The sequence below is a fragment of the Mesorhizobium sp. P2_D5 genome (genome assembly GCF_056404355.1).
This window is the reverse complement of record NZ_JBFUEE010000002.1, coordinates 727,763-744,481: the sequence shown is the minus strand read 5'-3', so window position 1 is coordinate 744,481 and position 16,719 is coordinate 727,763. Positions and strand designations below refer to the sequence as shown.

13 protein-coding genes and 2 pseudogenes are annotated in these 16,719 nt (G+C 60.4%); 7 read left to right on the top strand and 8 right to left on the bottom strand.

All coding sequences use genetic code 11. The features are described 5' to 3' along the window. Positions 1-31: 31 nt before the first annotated feature. The 7 genes from AC1DYW_RS10270 to AC1DYW_RS10240 form a co-directional block, all read right to left on the bottom strand. A complete protein-coding gene (locus tag AC1DYW_RS10270; protein WP_010909835.1) occupies positions 32-979 on the bottom strand; it encodes a substrate-binding domain-containing protein in 948 nt (315 codons plus the stop codon). An 83-nt stretch (positions 980-1,062) separates the two neighbouring features. After that, positions 1,063-2,058: an ABC transporter permease gene (locus AC1DYW_RS10265; RefSeq protein WP_477226049.1), complete on the bottom strand. Its 996-nt coding sequence runs from the start codon at positions 2,056-2,058 to the stop codon at positions 1,063-1,065. Beyond that, positions 2,051-2,893, bottom strand: a complete 843-nt coding sequence (locus AC1DYW_RS10260) for a Cof-type HAD-IIB family hydrolase (RefSeq protein WP_477226048.1) — start codon at positions 2,891-2,893, stop codon at positions 2,051-2,053. The genes AC1DYW_RS10265 and AC1DYW_RS10260 overlap by 8 nt, the downstream gene beginning before the upstream one ends. An 8-nt stretch (positions 2,894-2,901) precedes the next feature. Further along, on the bottom strand, positions 2,902-4,371 hold the full coding sequence (locus AC1DYW_RS10255; RefSeq protein WP_477226047.1) for an aldehyde dehydrogenase family protein: 1,470 nt from the start codon (positions 4,369-4,371) through the stop codon (positions 2,902-2,904). Between the two features lie 8 nt (positions 4,372-4,379). Beyond that, complete coding sequence (locus tag AC1DYW_RS10250; protein ID WP_477226046.1) at positions 4,380-5,873, bottom strand: sugar ABC transporter ATP-binding protein; 1,494 nt, start codon at positions 5,871-5,873, stop codon at positions 4,380-4,382. Positions 5,874-5,924: 51 nt separating this feature from the next. Next, positions 5,925-6,755 carry a 3-ketoacyl-ACP reductase gene (locus tag AC1DYW_RS10245; RefSeq protein ID WP_477226424.1) on the bottom strand — a complete coding sequence of 277 codons (831 nt, stop codon included), beginning with the start codon at positions 6,753-6,755 and terminating at the stop codon, positions 5,925-5,927. Further along, positions 6,755-7,972, bottom strand: a complete 1,218-nt coding sequence (locus tag AC1DYW_RS10240; protein ID WP_477226045.1) for a CaiB/BaiF CoA transferase family protein — start codon at positions 7,970-7,972, stop codon at positions 6,755-6,757. The genes AC1DYW_RS10245 and AC1DYW_RS10240 overlap by 1 nt, the downstream gene beginning before the upstream one ends. Here AC1DYW_RS10240 and AC1DYW_RS10235 point away from each other — a divergent pair. From AC1DYW_RS10235 to AC1DYW_RS10225, 3 genes and pseudogenes are all read left to right on the top strand, one after another. Further along, positions 7,959-9,173: a LacI family DNA-binding transcriptional regulator gene (locus AC1DYW_RS10235; protein WP_477226044.1), complete on the top strand. Its 1,215-nt coding sequence runs from the start codon at positions 7,959-7,961 to the stop codon at positions 9,171-9,173. The genes AC1DYW_RS10240 and AC1DYW_RS10235 overlap by 14 nt on opposite strands. Before the next feature lie 744 nt (positions 9,174-9,917). Beyond that, positions 9,918-10,397, top strand: coding sequence for a hypothetical protein (locus AC1DYW_RS10230; protein ID WP_477226043.1), 480 nt, complete (start codon positions 9,918-9,920; stop codon positions 10,395-10,397). Between the two features lie 264 nt (positions 10,398-10,661). Beyond that, positions 10,662-10,939, top strand: a pseudogene (locus AC1DYW_RS10225) (DUF1236 domain-containing protein); the annotation flags it as partial. A gap of 153 nt (positions 10,940-11,092) precedes the next feature. Here the strand turns inward: AC1DYW_RS10225 and AC1DYW_RS10220 are convergent. After that, positions 11,093-11,514, bottom strand: a pseudogene (locus AC1DYW_RS10220) (class I SAM-dependent methyltransferase); the annotation flags it as partial. A 158-nt stretch (positions 11,515-11,672) separates the two neighbouring features. On the opposite strand from AC1DYW_RS10220, the gene AC1DYW_RS10215 reads away from it, so the two are divergent. The 4 genes from AC1DYW_RS10215 (at position 11,673) to AC1DYW_RS10200 (ending at position 16,627) form a co-directional block, all read left to right on the top strand. Continuing rightward, the gene (locus AC1DYW_RS10215) at positions 11,673-12,062 is read left to right on the top strand and encodes a sunset domain-containing protein (RefSeq protein ID WP_477226042.1); all 390 of its coding nucleotides are present in this window, start codon (positions 11,673-11,675) and stop codon (positions 12,060-12,062) included. A gap of 559 nt (positions 12,063-12,621) precedes the next feature. Then, on the top strand, positions 12,622-12,813 hold the full coding sequence (locus tag AC1DYW_RS10210) for a hypothetical protein (RefSeq protein ID WP_477226041.1): 192 nt from the start codon (positions 12,622-12,624) through the stop codon (positions 12,811-12,813). Positions 12,814-13,274: 461 nt separating this feature from the next. Continuing rightward, entirely contained in the window at positions 13,275-13,955 is a 681-nt protein-coding gene (locus AC1DYW_RS10205) for a Crp/Fnr family transcriptional regulator (protein ID WP_477226040.1), read from the top strand. Between the two features lie 581 nt (positions 13,956-14,536). Then, complete coding sequence (locus tag AC1DYW_RS10200) at positions 14,537-16,627, top strand: O-antigen ligase family protein (RefSeq protein WP_477226039.1); 2,091 nt, start codon at positions 14,537-14,539, stop codon at positions 16,625-16,627. Positions 16,628-16,719 lie beyond the last annotated feature (92 nt).

Sequence of the window (16,719 nt, the reverse complement as noted above, 5' to 3'; positions counted from 1 at the left end):
TCAGTGCGGCGTCCCGTTGCCCAGGGAGGACTTAGAAGCCCTTGCCGATCATGTCGGCGATGTTGTCCGGGGTCACTGAAACCGTCGGCAAGGTGATCGTCTCCGGGACCTCTTCACCCTTGGCCACCTTGTAAGCGGTCTCGATGCCTTCCGGCGCCACGAACGGATAAACGAAGGTTGCGGCGAGCTTGCCCTGTTTGACCGCCTCGAAAGCCGTCTCCTGGCCGTCGATACCGACCACCGCCACTTCATTGAGCCGGCCGGCGGCCTCCAGCACCTGGATTGCGCCGAGTGCCATTTCGTCATTGTGCGCGTATACCGCCTGGATCTGGCCTGGACCAAACCGCTGCACCATGTCTTCCATGAACTTCACCGCCTTGTCGCGGGTGTAGTCACAGTTCTGCGATGCGACCACCTTCATGTCCGGGTGCTTTGCGATCGCTTCCGCAAACCCCTTGTTGCGATCGATGGTGGCCGATGCCCCAGCCGTCCCCTGCAACTCGATGATGTTGCCCTTGCCATTCAGTTTCTTGGCAAGGAATTCGCCCGCGCCAACGCCGAGCGGCAGGTTCTCGCCGCCGACATGAACAGTCACAGGCGTGTTGACCTTGCGGTCGAGAGTCACAACCTTGATCCCGGCATCCATTGCTTCCTTGACGACCGGGGTCAGTGCCTGCTCGGTCAGCGGCGAGATCATCAGCACCTTGATGCCTTGTGCTATCAGGCTTTCGACGTCTGCCACCTGCTTGGAAGCATCGTTGTTGCCGTCGGTAACGATGAGATCGACATCCGGATAATGCTCAGCGGCGTACTTCTTGTTGCCCTCCACCATGGCGACGCGCCAAGGATGGTTCATGGTGCCTTGGCTGAAGCCGATCTTGATCTTGTCCTGAGCCAGGACCGCGCCCGGCATCATGGCGCCCAGTACCAGGGTGGCGGCAAGTGCTGTGGTGCGTAGGAAATGTCTGCGACTGGTCATTTTTTCACTCCTCCATTGTTTTTCGTTTCAGGCTCCAAAGCGCGACGGCCGGCCCGTCTGGCAAGTGCTGCCGCGCATGGATGTCAGGACCGTCTTTTGTGACGGTAGACCTCGAACATCACCGCGGCGATGATGATGGCGCCCTTCACGATCTGCTGCGTGAATGGCGATATGCCTAGTAAATTCAATATATTAGCCATGACAGCAATGATTGCGGCGCCGATCACGGTGCCGATGACGCCGCCTTCGCCGCCAAACAGGCTGGTGCCGCCGATGACGACAATCGAGATGGCCTCGAGTTCGAGATTGGTGCCGGCGGTGGGCTCACCAACGGTCAGCCGCGAGACGAAAACCAGGGCGGTCAGCGCCGACAACACGCCGGAGATGGCATAGACCGACATCAGCACGCGCGGCACGTTGATGCCGGCAAGCCGCGCCGCCTCGGTGTTTGAACCGACCGCGTAGATCTGGCGACCGAAAGGCGTGTGTCGCAGGACAACGAAAGCCGCGGCGGCTATGGCAACGAAGATCCAGATCGGTACGGGAATGCCGAAGAGAAAACCGCTGCCCAGATAGGAGAAGGCATCCGAAGCATCGCCAAGCGTCTTCGGCTCGCCGTTGGCAATGGTCATGGCAATGCCGCGCCCCATCACCAGCGTGCCGAGGGTCATGATGAAGGGCGGCATGCCAAAGAAAACGACGCCAGCTCCGTTGATGGCGCCGAACAGGGCTCCCATCCCCAGCGCCGCAATCATCGCCAGCGGGATTGGAACGCCAGATGAGAGCATCAGCGCGGTGGCAACCGCGACGACACCGACGATGGAACCGACGGAAAGATCGATGCCGCGTGTCAGAATGACGAAGGTCATGCCGACGCTGACGATGCCAAACAGCGCGACCTGGCGGCCGACATTCAACATGTTGCCGGTCTGGATGAAGCTCGGCGACAGATACACCGCGAAGGCGCACAACACGATCAGGACCCAGAGCAGGCCAAGGCTTTGCGCCCAGCCTCGCAACCGACCCACCGACCCCGGCCGGATCGACGCCAATCCCTGTCCCGTTGTCATCTCAGCCATTCCTTCCTCCCGATTCGTGCGCCATTGCGAGGGTCGATTGCTGTTGCAGCAGCCAGGCCACCGCATCGGCCAGCCCGCCCTCGTCGCAGGATGGTCCAACGAAATGCGCGAGCCGCTTGGCTTCCGGGACCGCGTTTTCGACCGTGACCGCCGTTCCGGCCCAGGCCAGCATCTCGAGATCATTCTCGGCGTCGCCGGCCGCGGCGCAGTCCTGCGCCGCCATTCCGAGTTCGGCCGCAACGGTCGCGATGGCAGTCTTCTTGGAGATGCCGAGCGGACCGATCTCGAGCAGACGTGGATGCGAACCCGATACCGACAGGCACCCGCCAAGCTGCACGCGCAGAGCTCCAAAGGCTTCACGGTCTGTGGGCAGCGCGGCGACACACATGATCTTGCCCGGTTCCCCCGGTAGGTCTTCGAGCGCCTTCGCCACGATCAAAGGCTCTGCGGTCACGCCGGCTTCGCGTGCGATGATCGGGTCTTCGGCAAGTGCGTGAATGGCGTGGCCGGTGAACCACATCGGTCGAACGCCCGCCGCTTGCGCCGTGGCCATGGTGTGCAGCGCATCGGTGCGACCGATCCGCTGCTCGGACAGCGCAACGCCGGTCGAGACATTACCGATCCAGCCACCGTTAAAGCAGATGGCGAGGCCTGCAATCCCAAGCTTCTCCGCATAGGGCTTTACCCCGAGCGGCGAGCGCGCCGTTGCCAGAACAATCGTGATGCCAGCCTCTCGCGCCTCGCGAAGCGCGTCTGCCACACGCTGCGGCAACGCATGGTCATGCGTCAGCAAGGTGCGGTCGACATCGGTGACGATGAGGCGCGGAATGGTCATCACCCGCCTCAGACCGGAAACACCGGAGCGCGCGGCCCGGTCTGAATGAGAAGCGTCTTGAGTTGGGTGAACTCTTCAAAGCCCGCCTGGCCCATCTCGTAGCCGAAGCCGGATCCCTTCACCCCGGTGAGCGGCAGCTGCGGCGCACCGTCAATGATTGTGTTGGCCTGCACCCAGCCGCTTTTCAGCCGCTTGGCGACGGTCAGGACTGTGTCGATATTCTTCGACCAGATGTAGTTGGACAGACCATAGGCAGTGTCATTGGCCAACCGCACCGCGTCATCCACCGTATCGAACCGTGTGATGCTGAGCACCGGGCCAAAGATCTCTTCGCGGAAGATGGTCATATGCGGTTCGACCCGGTCGAAAATGGTCGCCTCGTGAAAATGACCGACCGCCCCTGCCGCTGCGTTTCCGCCGAGCACCAGTTGGGCGCCTTCCTCGATCCCGCTTTTGACGAAGCCGGTCACCTTGGCCAGATGGTTGCGATCAATCAGCGCGCCGACATCCGTGTCGTCGTCGAACGGATCGCCGACCTTCATCTTGCGGGAGCGCGCGACCACCTTGGCGATGAAGTCGTCGGCGATGGCGGACTGCACGAACAGCCGAGAACCCGAAACGCAGCACTCACCATTGTTGAAGAACACGCCCATCAGCGCGCCGTCCGCCGCGGCGTCCAGATCCGCATCGGCAAAGACGATATTGGCCGATTTGCCGCCCAGTTCGACCGAGGATTTGACCAGATGACGGGACGTGTTGCCGACCACACGGCTGCCGGTGCGCGTCGAACCGGTGAAGGAAACGAAGTCGATGCCCGCATGCCCGGTCAGGTGGTCGCCGGCGGTTGCGCCATAACCGCTGACGACATTGAAGGCGCCGGCCGGCACGCCGGCCTCGCTCGCCAGCGCGGCGATCTCGAAGGCTGAGCCTGACGTGAACTCCGATGGCTTCAGCACCACAGTGCAGCCGGCAGCCAGAGCGAACGGGACTTTCTGCGCCAGGATCAGCGCCGGGAAATTCCATGGCGTGACCAGCGCCACGACGCCCACTGCCTCGCGGCTGATCAGCGCCGTCTTGCCATCGCCGATGTTCGTGTAGGTCAGGCCCGCCATCTGCATGGCCAGCGAAGCTGCATAGCGTATCAGGCCGGCTGCACCATCAATATCGCCGCGCGCAAAACGAACTGGCTTGCCGACCTCCTCGACCTCAATCCTGACCAGCCGGTCGCGGTTGGTGCGGATCAGATCGGCAAGACGATTCAGGACCTCGGCGCGCTCCATGCCGCTCATACGCGGCCACGGCCCTTCCTCAAAGGCGATGCGCGCCGCCTCGACGGCAAGATCGACATCTTCGGGCGTGCCATCGGCATAGCGGGCGACCACGTCACCTGTGGCCGGCGACCGGCGCTCGATCGAACCGGAACCCGAACCATCGACAAACCGCCCGCCGATAAATTGGTGATAGCTGCGCGTGCTCATGTCGTTCCTCACTGCCAAACCGCATGGGCCATGATTGTTTCCTCGGTTGCGTCCTCGCCTTCTAGAACCGCCGAGATGGCGCCCTCGCGCATGACGATGATGCGATTGCAGAGGCCAAGGATTTCCGGCAATTCCGACGAGACCATCACGACGCTTGCGCCGCGCTTGGATGTCAGTTCGGCGAGCAGGTCGTAGATTTCGCGCTTGGCTGCCACGTCGACGCCGCGCGTTGGTTCGTCGACCAGCAGGATTTCCGTTCCCGCATGCAGTTGACGGGCGATGCCGCATTTCTGCTGATTGCCGCCCGACAGCGTGCGGACCTTGGTGCTGGAGCCCGGGGTCTTGATGCGCATCTGCTGGATGAACCGGGAGACAGCCTCGTGCTCGCGCCAGCCACTGATCAGGCCGCCGCGGGTCAACGGCGCCATCTGGGAAACGGTGACGTTGAATGCGACCGACTGGTCGAGGAAGAGCCCCTCGGTCTTGCGATCCTCCGGCAGCAGGCCGACGCCGTGCGCAAGTGCCCGACGCGGCCCGTCGATGGCGACCAATTGGCCGTCGATTCTGATTTCGCCGCCGTCGAGCGCATCGGCTCCGGCGATGGCGCGCAACACCTCAGTCCGGCCCGCGCCGGCAAGGCCGCAGATGCCGACAATCTCGCCGCGCCTGACATTGAAGGAGATATCCTTTAGCACGCCGTTCCGCGATAGGTTGCGTACGTCTAAGCGAATCTCGTCGCCGGGCTGCGAGCGCGGTGGAAATACGTCCTTGAGTTCGCGCCCGACCATATGGCGGATGAGATCGGCCGTGGTCGTCTGGCCAAGCGGCATCGAGGCTACGACCTGGCCATCCCGAAGCACGGTGACCTCGTCGCAAATCTCATAGAGCTCCTTCAGGCGATGGGTGATGTAGATGAACGAGACGCCGTTCTCACTGCTCAGCCGCCGGATCGTCTTGAAAAGATGTTCAAGCTCGGAGTCACCGAGAACAGCGGACGGCTCATCGAGCACCACGATGCGAGCATCGCGGGCAATAGCCTTGGCTATCTCTACCATCTGGCGCTGCGCGACGCTGATCGTGTCGATGCGCGCTGCCGGATCGACACGGAAGCCAAGCCTGTCGAGCACATCCTGAGCTGCGGCTTTCGCCCGGCGCCAGTCGATCGTGCCCAGACGGGTTTTCGGCAGGCGACCGAGAAAAATATTTTCAGCCACCGTAAGATGCGGAGCCTGGGCAAGCTCCTGATAGATGACCGCGATTCCGAGCTCGAGCATCCGCTCAGGCGTCGGCGCCGCCACCACATCTCCGTCGATGGCCACTTCACCTTCGTTGGCCAAGAACGCGCCAGACAGGACGCGCATCAATGTCGACTTGCCGGCCCCGTTTTCACCGATGACGCCGTGCACGCTTCCCTTGCTGACGGCGAAGCTGACATTGTTCAGCGCATACACACCCGGAAAGCGCTTGTGGATGCCGCGCATTTCGAGAACTGCGTCCTTCATCACGTCGTCTCCCAATTCGAGAAATCGTTTTCTCGATCCCTCAAAAAAAGCTCACAGGCGATGCATCTGCATGCCGCCGCCGATGTGGTAGATGTCCCCGGTGCTGAAGGGCATGCCGCCAATGGCCAACGTCGCCACGCCGCGGGCGATGTCTTCGGGCTGCCCCCACCGCCTGATTGCCGAGAGTTGTCCGGCCTCGACCTGCCGCGAATACTTATCGTAGACATCGGCGGTCATATCGGTCTGGATCAGGCCTGGGCGAATCTCGTGCACTCGGATGCCTGCGTCCGCCAGACGAATGGCGAACTGCTGGGAAGCCATCGACAGTCCGGCCTTGGATATGCAGTACGGCCCCTTTTCCGGCGAGACCAAGCCTGCGTTAGCAGAGGTGATCGTCACCACCGAGCGTTCGAGCCGGGCTTGCGGCTGGGAAATCATCGCGCGCGCTACGGCCTGGGTGAAGAAGAACGTGCCGCGCAGATTGATGCCGACCAGCCGGTCGAAGCTCTCCTCGGTAACATCGAGAAGATCGCCGCGCACGGAAACCTGGACGCCGGCGTTGTTGACCAGGCACGTGGTTACCCCCAGATCGGCTTCAATGCGCTCTATCAACGCCGCATTGTCCGAGGTCTCGGATATGTCCTTGCGATAAAAGGCGGCATTTCGTCCGTGCGTGCGGGCAAGGTTGACTGTCTCGCTGGCATTCTCATCGTCGACTATGTCGACCACAGCGATATCGAAACCCGCCTGCGCGAGTTCACAACAGATGGCTCGGCCGATGCCGCGACGGCCACCCGTCACAATGGCAAGTCCGCGGTTGATGGAGGCTGCGTGCTCGGGCACAGCAACACCGATTGCAGCCGGGGAGACCTGTTCCAGCATCACGAAGCCTTCCTTGCCACTGCATCGTCCTTTTCGCGGGATGCGATCACGGCCTTCGACGCCAGCAGCCGCTGAACCTCGTCATCGGCATAGCCAAGCTCATCCAGGATCTCGCGCGTGTGCTCGCCGATCTCCAAAGCGAGGTATCGCAGCGCGGGCACCTCGCCGTCGTAGCGGTTGGGATGGTTGACCAGGTGGATCGTTCGGCCACGCACGTTCACCTGCCGGAACACTTGCGCGTGGCTGAGCTGCGCGTCGGCCAGCAGATCGTCATAGTAATTGATGGGCGCCCACCAGATGCCATGGCGGTCAAAGCGCTCGGCGAGTTCGGCCACCGCGAACCGGGCCGTGGCACTGGCGAGCCGGCGAGCATAGTCATCGCGTTCGACGTAGCGGTCGACACCGACTACCTCGCGCAGACCGTCGCTGTCGAGCGCTTCGGCCAGCACGGAAGAATCGCAAAGCGACACCACCACATGGCCATCGGAGGCAGGATAGACACCGTAGGGCGCGGCATGGAACCACGTCGCCAGATTCGCCTCGCGGTTGAGCACCTCGCGGCTCATGCCGCCGGCGAAGTAATTGACCAGCGCCTCGCCCTGCAGGTCGATCGCCGAGTTGATCAGGCTTGCCTCGACACGAGTCCCCTTGCCATCCCGCAAGCGGCGCACCAGCGCACCCAGAATGCCCATCGCCAGCAATGCCCCGCCATGTTGGTCGACGATCGCCGCACCGACCGGCGTGGGGCCACGTTCCGGAGTTCCGGTGACGCTCATTAGGCCGGAACGCGCCTGGGCGAGAAGATCCTGGCCGGGCTTCGTCGCCATCGGGCCTGTTGCGCCAAAACCGCTCGCCGAGGCGAAAATCAGATTGGGATTGATGTCCCGGAGTGCATCATCGTCAAAGCCGAGCTTGGCGAACACGCCCGGCCGGAAATTCTCCATCACCACATCGGCGCCGGCGATCAGACGTCTGGCGACTTGCTTGCCCTCGGTGCTCTTCAGATCAATGCCGATGGAGCGCTTGTTGCGGTTGGCGCAGAGATAGAAGCCGCTGACTCCTTCCACGTAAACGTCAGCACCCGACCAGCGGCGTTCATGGGCGCCATCGATAGGTTCGACCTTGACGACATCCGCTCCCATGTCGGCGAGATATTGGGCGCCTGCAGGACCCTGCAGAAAATGGCAGAAGCTGACGACTTTGATGCCGCTGAGCATTTCTCTTCCCTTGGTTCTGCGCTATAAGTTGCGCATTTGTGAAATCGTTTTCACGCCTTTTCTTATAGCTGTCAAGCCCAATTTGAAACGCTTTCTCAAAGAAAGATGGTGTAGCCTTCAGAAAAGAAGTGTGTCATCAGGAAAACGGTTTCTCGAAAACCGTCGGATTCGAGGCTCAATGGATATCGAGGATGGCGGCGCAAAGCTGATTGATGTGGCCAGGCTTGCGAACTGTTCGCCGGCTACCGTCTCCCGCGTGCTCAATGGCAACCCCAACGTGAACGAGGTCGTGCGGGACCGTGTTGTCCGGGCGGCGCGCGATCTCGGCTACGTGCCCAATGGTTCCGCCAGAGCTCTGCGGTCGACCCGGACAAGGTTGGTCGGCGCGATCATCCCCACATTGGACCACGCCATCTATGCCACGATGGTCGATGGACTTCAGGCGCGGCTCTCCGAAAAAGACGTTTCGCTCATCATCAACACCTCGGGCTACGACATCGATCTTGAATACGAGCAGGCACGTCTGCTGGTCGAGCGCGGCGTCGAATCTGTGGTTCTTGTCGGGTCAACGCATCGGCCAGCCACTCTGGCCATGTTCGAACAGAAGCGAATCAACTATGTGTACACTTACACGTCAAAGGCGACAGAGGCGGGTGCGGCCGTGGGGTTCGACAACGAAAAGGCCGGACGGACAGCCGCCCGTTACCTGCTCGACCTCGGCCACACCAAATTCGGGATGATCGCCGGCATCACCCAGGACAATGATCGCGCTGCAGGACGCCGCGACGGTTTCTTGAATGAACTCGAACGGTCAGGCATCGATCGAGGCTTGGTTCCGGTCGTGGAGGGAGCCTACAGACTGGATGACGGCCGCACCTGCATGCAGCGGCTGATGGACGGCGCCAGAAGACCGACCGCGGTATTCTGCGGCAGTGATATCTTGGCCGCCGGCGCCATCAAATACTGCCGCGCCGAAGGCATCGCAGTCCCGGAGGAGGTCTCGGTTGTCGGGTTCGACAATCTGGAGATTGCGGAACTGACCTCGCCGGAACTGACCACACTGGAGGTGCCCGCGCGCGACATGGGTCGGATTGCCGCCGACTATATCTTGGCATCGCCGTCGCAGCGACTGCATCTGAGACATCGCGAACTGGCCATCAGGCTGATTGTTAGGGGAAGTACGGCTGTCGTCAGACGTTGAAACATGGCGGCCGTGCCCATCCCGAGGCAAGAATTGATCTTGCTTGGATCGAATGACCGCTAGGGGTCGCCAGGCGCAGGTGATCAGGCCTTCGTGCTCCCCACAACCGCCACCTGAGCGAGCTCAACAGTGGTTGCTAGGCACGAAATCGGGCGGATCTTCGAAAAACCGCAGGGGCAGGCAGGTCTTCAAAGACCCCCGCATGCTCTGGCGCCTCAAGCTCCATTATGTCGCACTGACCCGCCGACCCACTTGCTGTCTCTGGCGATGCGCAAGGATACATTCGGCGAGGGGAGGTCGAGACACTTGCGGCTCGCGGCTGGACGATTATCGAGTGCTGCGCTCCCGCCCAAGCGTAGCAACATTGGCTTAGGGGGGACACAGTGTCTGATCGGCTCTTCGTTATAAGAAGTCTAACGGAGAAGTAGCCTGGGGTGCTCGGTCTGAGCTATTCTATCCTCAACTTTATGGGCGACACCGGAATTCCGCCAAACCTTGCGCTCCATACGTCCCCTGCCCTGACCGGCATTGCTTCGGTCAGCGTTCCTGTGGAGATAAGTTCTCCTGGTTGCAGCGGTTCGTTCGCCTCCAAAATTAGCACGAGCGGTCCTATAAGAAACTGCTAATATTATGCCAGCCGGCAGTGACAGAGCCGGTGAGGCCAGGCAGCTAGTAGGTCACCCCGAGAGACTGTCGGGCCGCTATTCACCTATCGGGTTTCAGTCATGGGGAGGGCGGCGGAATATGCGAACAATCGATCTGTGTGCAGCCGTTGCTCTGTGCATCGTGCCATCCAGCCTACTGGCGGCAGACGAGGCTTCCATCGAACGCGGTTTGTATATTTCGATCATAGGCGGCTGCCATTTCTGCCACACGGAAGGATACCGTGAAGCCGATGGGAAAATCGACCCGGAGAAAGCATTGAAAGGCTCTTCCATTGGCTGGCAGGGTCCATGGGGGACGACCTACGCAGCAAACCTCAGGGACTCGGCGATGGGCTTTAACGAGGACAAATGGGTCGACCACCTCAAGAACAAGGTCAATCTGCCTCCGATGCCCTGGTACCAAGTCAAAGCCATGAGCGAAAGCGACTTGCGTTCCATCTATCTCTACATCAAGTCGCTCGGACCACCCGGCGAGCTGGCCCCGTTTTACCGGGAGCCCGGCAAGGAGCCGAGGACACCTTATGTCACGCTATCGCCACCCCAGACGCCGAAGAAATAAACGACCCCTTCCAACTTTTCGGGAAAAGCCCGCGCCTCTGGCGGATGGGGAACAATCGTTTAGGGCCGGCGTTCCTTGGGCCGCTGCGGGCCGCGTCAACCGGGCGTGGCGGTACGGTGAACAGGATGGTTTTCCCGGTTTCATATCCTGGCCAGCAACGGCTTAGCACCTATCCCGCCCGGTCCGCAGCATTTCAGCTAGCCTGCCGAGGGAGCGTTTTCGCAATGGCCTACACGGTGATTTGGTACGGGAAACAGGGCATCTTTGAAAAGGCGGCCTTCGACGCCGAGAAGGCTGCTGGCTGGTATTGGCGCCGCCGCTGCCCAGGATGTGGTTAGCCTGAACAGGAGACCGTAATCAAGGAGTATGTGCACAAGCAGCCGTTAGCTTCCATCAAGCTTCCCGGCATGGAACTTAATGTCGGCACAGCCCAGCCAGACACCGTGGAGCTCCATGAAGTTCCCAACGTCAAATACCGATACGTCGTGGTCGACAATCAAACAGTGGTGGTTGACCCCGGCACACGCAAGATCGTGAAGATCATTCATTGTGATCATTCGGTGATCGACTCGATCACGCCCGCCGCTCTTCGGAGTGACGGGTTTCTGCCAGCGGCGGTCGGCCGATAGCCAGCCGTTCCGACGTGCCCACGGAGCTGTCCGCAAAACGCAGGTAGTCGAGATGGGCGCCCCCCATCAACGTTCATAGAGATCCGCCTGCGTTGGTGACAGGCCGCTTGCGCCGCGCGCGCTTTGTAGCGACGGTCTGGAAGATTTGCGCCGAGGCACGTTCGAAGGTGATCGAACAGCCGATGAGATAGAGCAGCCAGAGCCGCGCCTTGGGCTCGCTGACCTCGGCGATCGCCTCGTCAAAACGGGCCTGCAGCCGCTCGGCCCACAGCCGACAGGTGCGCGCATAGTGCTCGCGCAAATTCTCGACGTCATAGACCAAGAAGCCATGCGCCTCGAGATTGCCGAGCGTCATGCCGCTCGTGTCGAGCTCGCCCCCGAGGAAGAATGTATTTGATCAGCGCTTTGTACTCCGGCCCCTTGCGCAAGGTCTTTCTAATGTCACCCTTGCTTCGCCTTGTGATGGCATGATGCAGATAGCATCCATGCCGAGGGCTGGAAGATCGCATCACCATCGAAATAAAGTCGTATGACACACAAGGGGGGTTGCGCCCGGACAGGTCGGTCCGAGCGCCTATTAGCGATTGCTCAGATGTATGGACTCAGTCGCAGATTGGAAGCATTCTCCCGACGGGGAGATAGGGGCGTGGGCAAAGTCCAGCGTCATCATCAGGGTGCCAATCAGGCTGACCGCTGGCGAAGGAACGCCACGAGGCGTCGAGCGCGGTTGTGGCGATGGCAATATCTACTTCCGCTGGTGACGGTTCCCGTGGCTGTGTTTCTCACGGTGCGACCGCAAACCCTTGATACCGTTGTCGGCTTCGTCCCCGCCGGCTGGCTCACAATAGCCGCCGGCAACGCCACGGGTAGTTGTAACATCAAAGGCAACATCTCGATCAACACCGGCGAGCGGATTTATCATGTTCCCGGCCAGATGTTTTACGATGACACTGTCATCCGTCCTGAGTTCGGAGAGCAATGGTTTTGCTCGGAGGCTGAGGCACGTGCGGCGGGCTGGAGGAAGGCACGGAGATGAAAACTGCTGCAGAACCTGTAGTTTTCAAGACACCCGCCATCCCGCCGTGGGTGCACAAACTCTCGCATCCACTCTACAGAAACATATCTTCCTTCCGCCTGGGGAATAGGCACCTATGGGGGACGGAGACGCTGCTAGGCGATTGGGATGGCGAGTACCTTTTGATCGCAAAGGACTTCTACCCGGCGCAATACATAGATGAGCGCCTAGAGGTTGGCGATCCAAATCCCTACAGCCACAACCCGAAGGCACCGACCAACAAGAACCTGCTCAAAACGCTTTGCCACTTATGTTTGCCCAATTCGTCAGTGAAGGCAGAACAATCACGAAGATCGAATTCGTCGACAGTCATCCAGAGGATGACGATTGGGTAGACATCACGTTCGGTCCCAGAGATGCCGCCATTTCGCCACTTGAGTTCCTTGGAGCCAGAAGAAAGACCTGAGCCAGGGGGGCGTGAAACATGGTAGGATTTCCAGAGGGACATGATCGGCTTTGCGCAATTGAATGGCTGGTCAGGCGTCTGGCTGTAGATCGCTGCTTTTTGGAGGCTGACCCATTGGCTGCAGCGGAAAGGCTCAAGGCCGAAAGCGAAGAATATGGCATGCTGCTTGTCAAACATGCCGCCGACAGCAATGTGACCGAACAAGCCATGGTCGCGATCGAAATCAGTGCTGCGATTTCCATGTTGGTCGAGGATATTCCGGGCGACGTGGAAGGAGCCCTAAGTCTCGGCCGCTCGGTGCTTTAAAACGGCCACCAAGCTAGGACGACGCCAGCGGACGCGGCGAAGGCGACGTGACTGCTGTCTGAGCGTCCGCTTTTAGGAAACTGTACCACTAGTCGGAACGACTACCATTGGGCGCAAAGTTGCCGTTCAGACCGCAGAGAACTCAGGAAGTCGATGCCTTCCGCACTATCAAAAGCCGAATCTAGTATCCTACTTTGTCCATAAGCACCCGCAACTCGGGCTGAGGCGCGACCCAGAAAGTTCGAAAAGCTTCCAGGAACCCCAGCCATACTTTTCCGGGTCCATCCTGGAACATCACCCATCTCGAATAGGCAGCAGCGATTGGCCAATGGCAAAGATGCGTGGTCCAGTTCACACTTGTGACATGACAGCCGCCGGACCGGCTGCCGTCATCAATCTAGGTGATTTTCCTAACGCGCGACCTGCGCTAAAATATCCCCTTACCTAAGTTGAGACCCGTCGTGGCCAGGACCAACAAGCGCCCATTCAACGTCAACGTCTTCCTCAATACGGTCGACGGCGGGAGGACTGTGGCGACGTATCGCAAGAATGAGACTGTCTATTCGCAGGGCGACCCGGCGGATTCCGTCTTCTACATCCAGAAGGGCAAGGTCAAAGTCTGCATCGTATCGGAGCAGGGCAAGGAAGCGATCGTCGCTCTCCATGAGAGCGGGGATTTCTTCGGCGAAGGCTGCTTGTCCGGCCAGCCGCTGCGGTTGGCTACAGTTTCCGCGATGATGGACAGCGTCATTATGCGGCTTGATAAAGCATCAATCACGCGGGTGCTGCGGGAAGAGCCGAAGTTCTCAGAGATGTTCATGTCCTATTTGCTGGCGAGGAACGCCCGCGTCGAAGAGGACCTGGTAGACCAGCTTTTCAATTCGAGCGAGAAGCGTCTGGCGAGGCTGCTCCTTCTGATGGCAAACTTTGGCAGGGAGGGGAGCCCTCAGCCTGTCATACCGAAGATAAGCCAGGAGACGCTCGCGGAGATGGTTGGCACCACCAGGTCGCGCGTCAGCACGTTCATGAACAAGTTCCGCAAGCTCGGGTTCATCCACTACAATGGAGATTTGGAGGTTCACAACTCCCTCCTGAACGTCGTCCTGCACGACAATCCTCACCTCAGGGACAGGGGCCGTTGAGGACTGTTCAGTGTGGAACAGTCAAATCACTCGCGCCCATGTTACATTTTCACAGCGGTCCCACCCTCCGGACCGGACCTACAACCTAAGACCATCTCGGCGAGGCAACGGCATGACTGCCGGCGTACCGACCGCGGTCGTACGAGTCAGAAAGATGGCTCGGCGTTGTTGGTGACGTCGGCGCGTCCGTCCCGCACCCCCCGCAAGCGGACGCGCCGGCCTTGTTGCGCTAGGGTCAATCGTTGCGGACAAGCCAACCGCAGGAAACGCCCAGCGCCGAGAGATTCCGATTTGGCGTCCGATCGTGTTCTTCGGCTTTTTGATCGTACGTTGGCCGCAATCACCTGTTTCATGGTCATGCACAGAGGGCTTGTGCATTGTCCGCCACTCGGCACTGCCTTTCAGCGACCATGGTGCGTGGCGGCCATGTGATGGCTCACGCGAACTCGGACGATCTCTTCAAGCTGGCCGTCCGAAGCATGCACATAGCCTCAACAGTATAGCCTTGAACATCTCTCTCTTTTCCATACAAGGTCATCGAAGATTCCACCAAGACGGGTGGCGGTCAAAATGGAACTTCAATGAACCTTCCCATCTTCGCCATCAACCTCGATCGCGAGACCGGTCGCTGGAGCGAATTGCTCGCCAGCGCCGAAGCGTCCGGCCTGACCTTGCAGCGCATTGCGGCTATCGACGGCCGCGCGCTTGCCAAGGCGGACTGGACGGAGATCGATCTTCCAACCGCGCGCAAGTTGAGCGGGCGCGACATTCTGCCCGGCGAATATGCCTGTTACCGCAGCCACATCCAGGCGCTGGAAACGTTCCTGGCCGGTGGCAGCGCCTATGGCCTGATTGTCGAGGACGACGTCCTCTTCAGCGAAAACACCATGCGGCGCATCCAGGCCATCATCGCCGCGGTGCCGGATTTCGACGTCATCAAGCTAAACAACCATCGCATGAGCTTCTTCATGCGCGCCGTCGAGACGACGGAAGGCGACGAGATCGGTCGCGCGCTGCATGGCCCGCAGGGCTCGGCCGCGGCCTATCTGGTGACGCGGGAGGGCGCGCAAGGGCTGTTGTCGGCGCTCGCGGTGATGAAAATGCCGTGGGACGTCGCACTCGAACGATTTTGGGATACCGGCCTGAAAGTCTATTCGGTCCGCAAAAACGTGCTCGGCTTCGCCGCCAGCAGCAAGATTTCCGGCATAGCCGGCCCCTCGGGCAGCTACAAATTCGCGCGGCTTGCCTGGCCGAGCCGGCTGGACGCCGGGGCGTTCCGGGCCAAGGACGAGTTGAGCCGCCTGCATCACGTCCTGCTGCGGCCGCCCTTGCCGCGCGAAATTCCGGATTATGCCAGGGCCGACGCGCCGCGCTACACAGTGCTTCTAGTCCTTGCGGCATTCGCCATTCTCGCCATGGCCTCCGCGGTCTGGCGCGAGGCTGACACTTACCGCTTCGCGGGGATAGCGCTCGCCGCGGTCGCAGCCATCCGCTGGTTCAGGCAGGACCTATGGACCTACAGCAAGCCACTGATCGGATGGGTCGGCGGTCTCTGCCTGGGTTGGTCGCTCTATGTCTTCATCCGACTGGCGATCGTCTATTTCGGCACCCACCAGCTGGGTGCCGCCGAAGGCATCTACCTGTTTCCGCTGTTTTATGCGACGACCGGCTTCGCCCTCTTGCTGTTTGTCAGGCGGCCTGGGCAGCTCGTCCTCTGGTTCATGGTCCTCAGTCTTGTCTTCCTGGCGGCGGACACCGGCTATTCGGACATCCTTCACGGAACCAGACCGGAGCCTTGGCTCTTCAACAATCCCATTCACGCGTCGGTGGCGGCTGGTTTCATCTTCCTTTGCACGCTGCAATTCATGGCATACACGGCCCAAAGAACGGACCTGAACAAGGTATCCAGGATCCTGCACTGGGCGCTGTCGACCGCCGTTCTGCTGTTTGCCTTCGCCAACATCGTTGCGCTGCGGTCGAAGGGCGTCTGGCTTGCGCTCGCGCTCGTCCTGCTCCTGCTGGCGATCATGACGCTGGCGAGAGGTCATCGCCGCGAGCTGATGATCGGAGGCGGCGTGCTGGCAATCGTTGCAGCCAGCGTTGTCGCCATGCACAACATCTTCTGGTCCACCGCCGGCGACACCATGATCTTCGTCAAGAACCTGGTTTCGGATGCTTTGAGCCATGGCGTCCTCCCGGCCTTCGACCGCGCCATCGCCAGCAATACGGTTCCCTTAGCGGCCAGGGAACGGCTGATGCTGTGGGCCGATGCGATCGAGGTCTGGAAACGCCACCCGATCTTCGGAGCCAGTTCCAGCTGGCTCACCGAATGGCAGAACAGAACCTACCACCCCATGATCTTCAACGTCTTCCACAACGGCTATCTGGAGATAGCCGTGCGCTACGGCGTGGTCGGGCTGGCGTTCTTCGGCTTTCTCTACGCCTGGTCGTCCAGGCAGGTCGTGCTGGCCGTGCGGGCCAAGCTTGTCGCTCCGGCCGTATGGTCCTGCTACATCTCAACGTTGGTCTTCTTCGCCCTCACCGTCCTCAGCAATTCGAACAATCGGCTGGCGATCGGCGAGGCCTTCATGTGGCTCGCTGCTGCATTCGGCTTCTATTGTTTCTACCTTCGCCAGCAGAAGAACCTTGTCGAGCCGAGAACCTATTTTTAATGCATGTCGCCCAAAAACGACCCCGGCTTGGGGCAACGACATGCATAAAAACAAAGACTTAAAGCGCGGCGCCTGAATCCGTTTCAACGCGA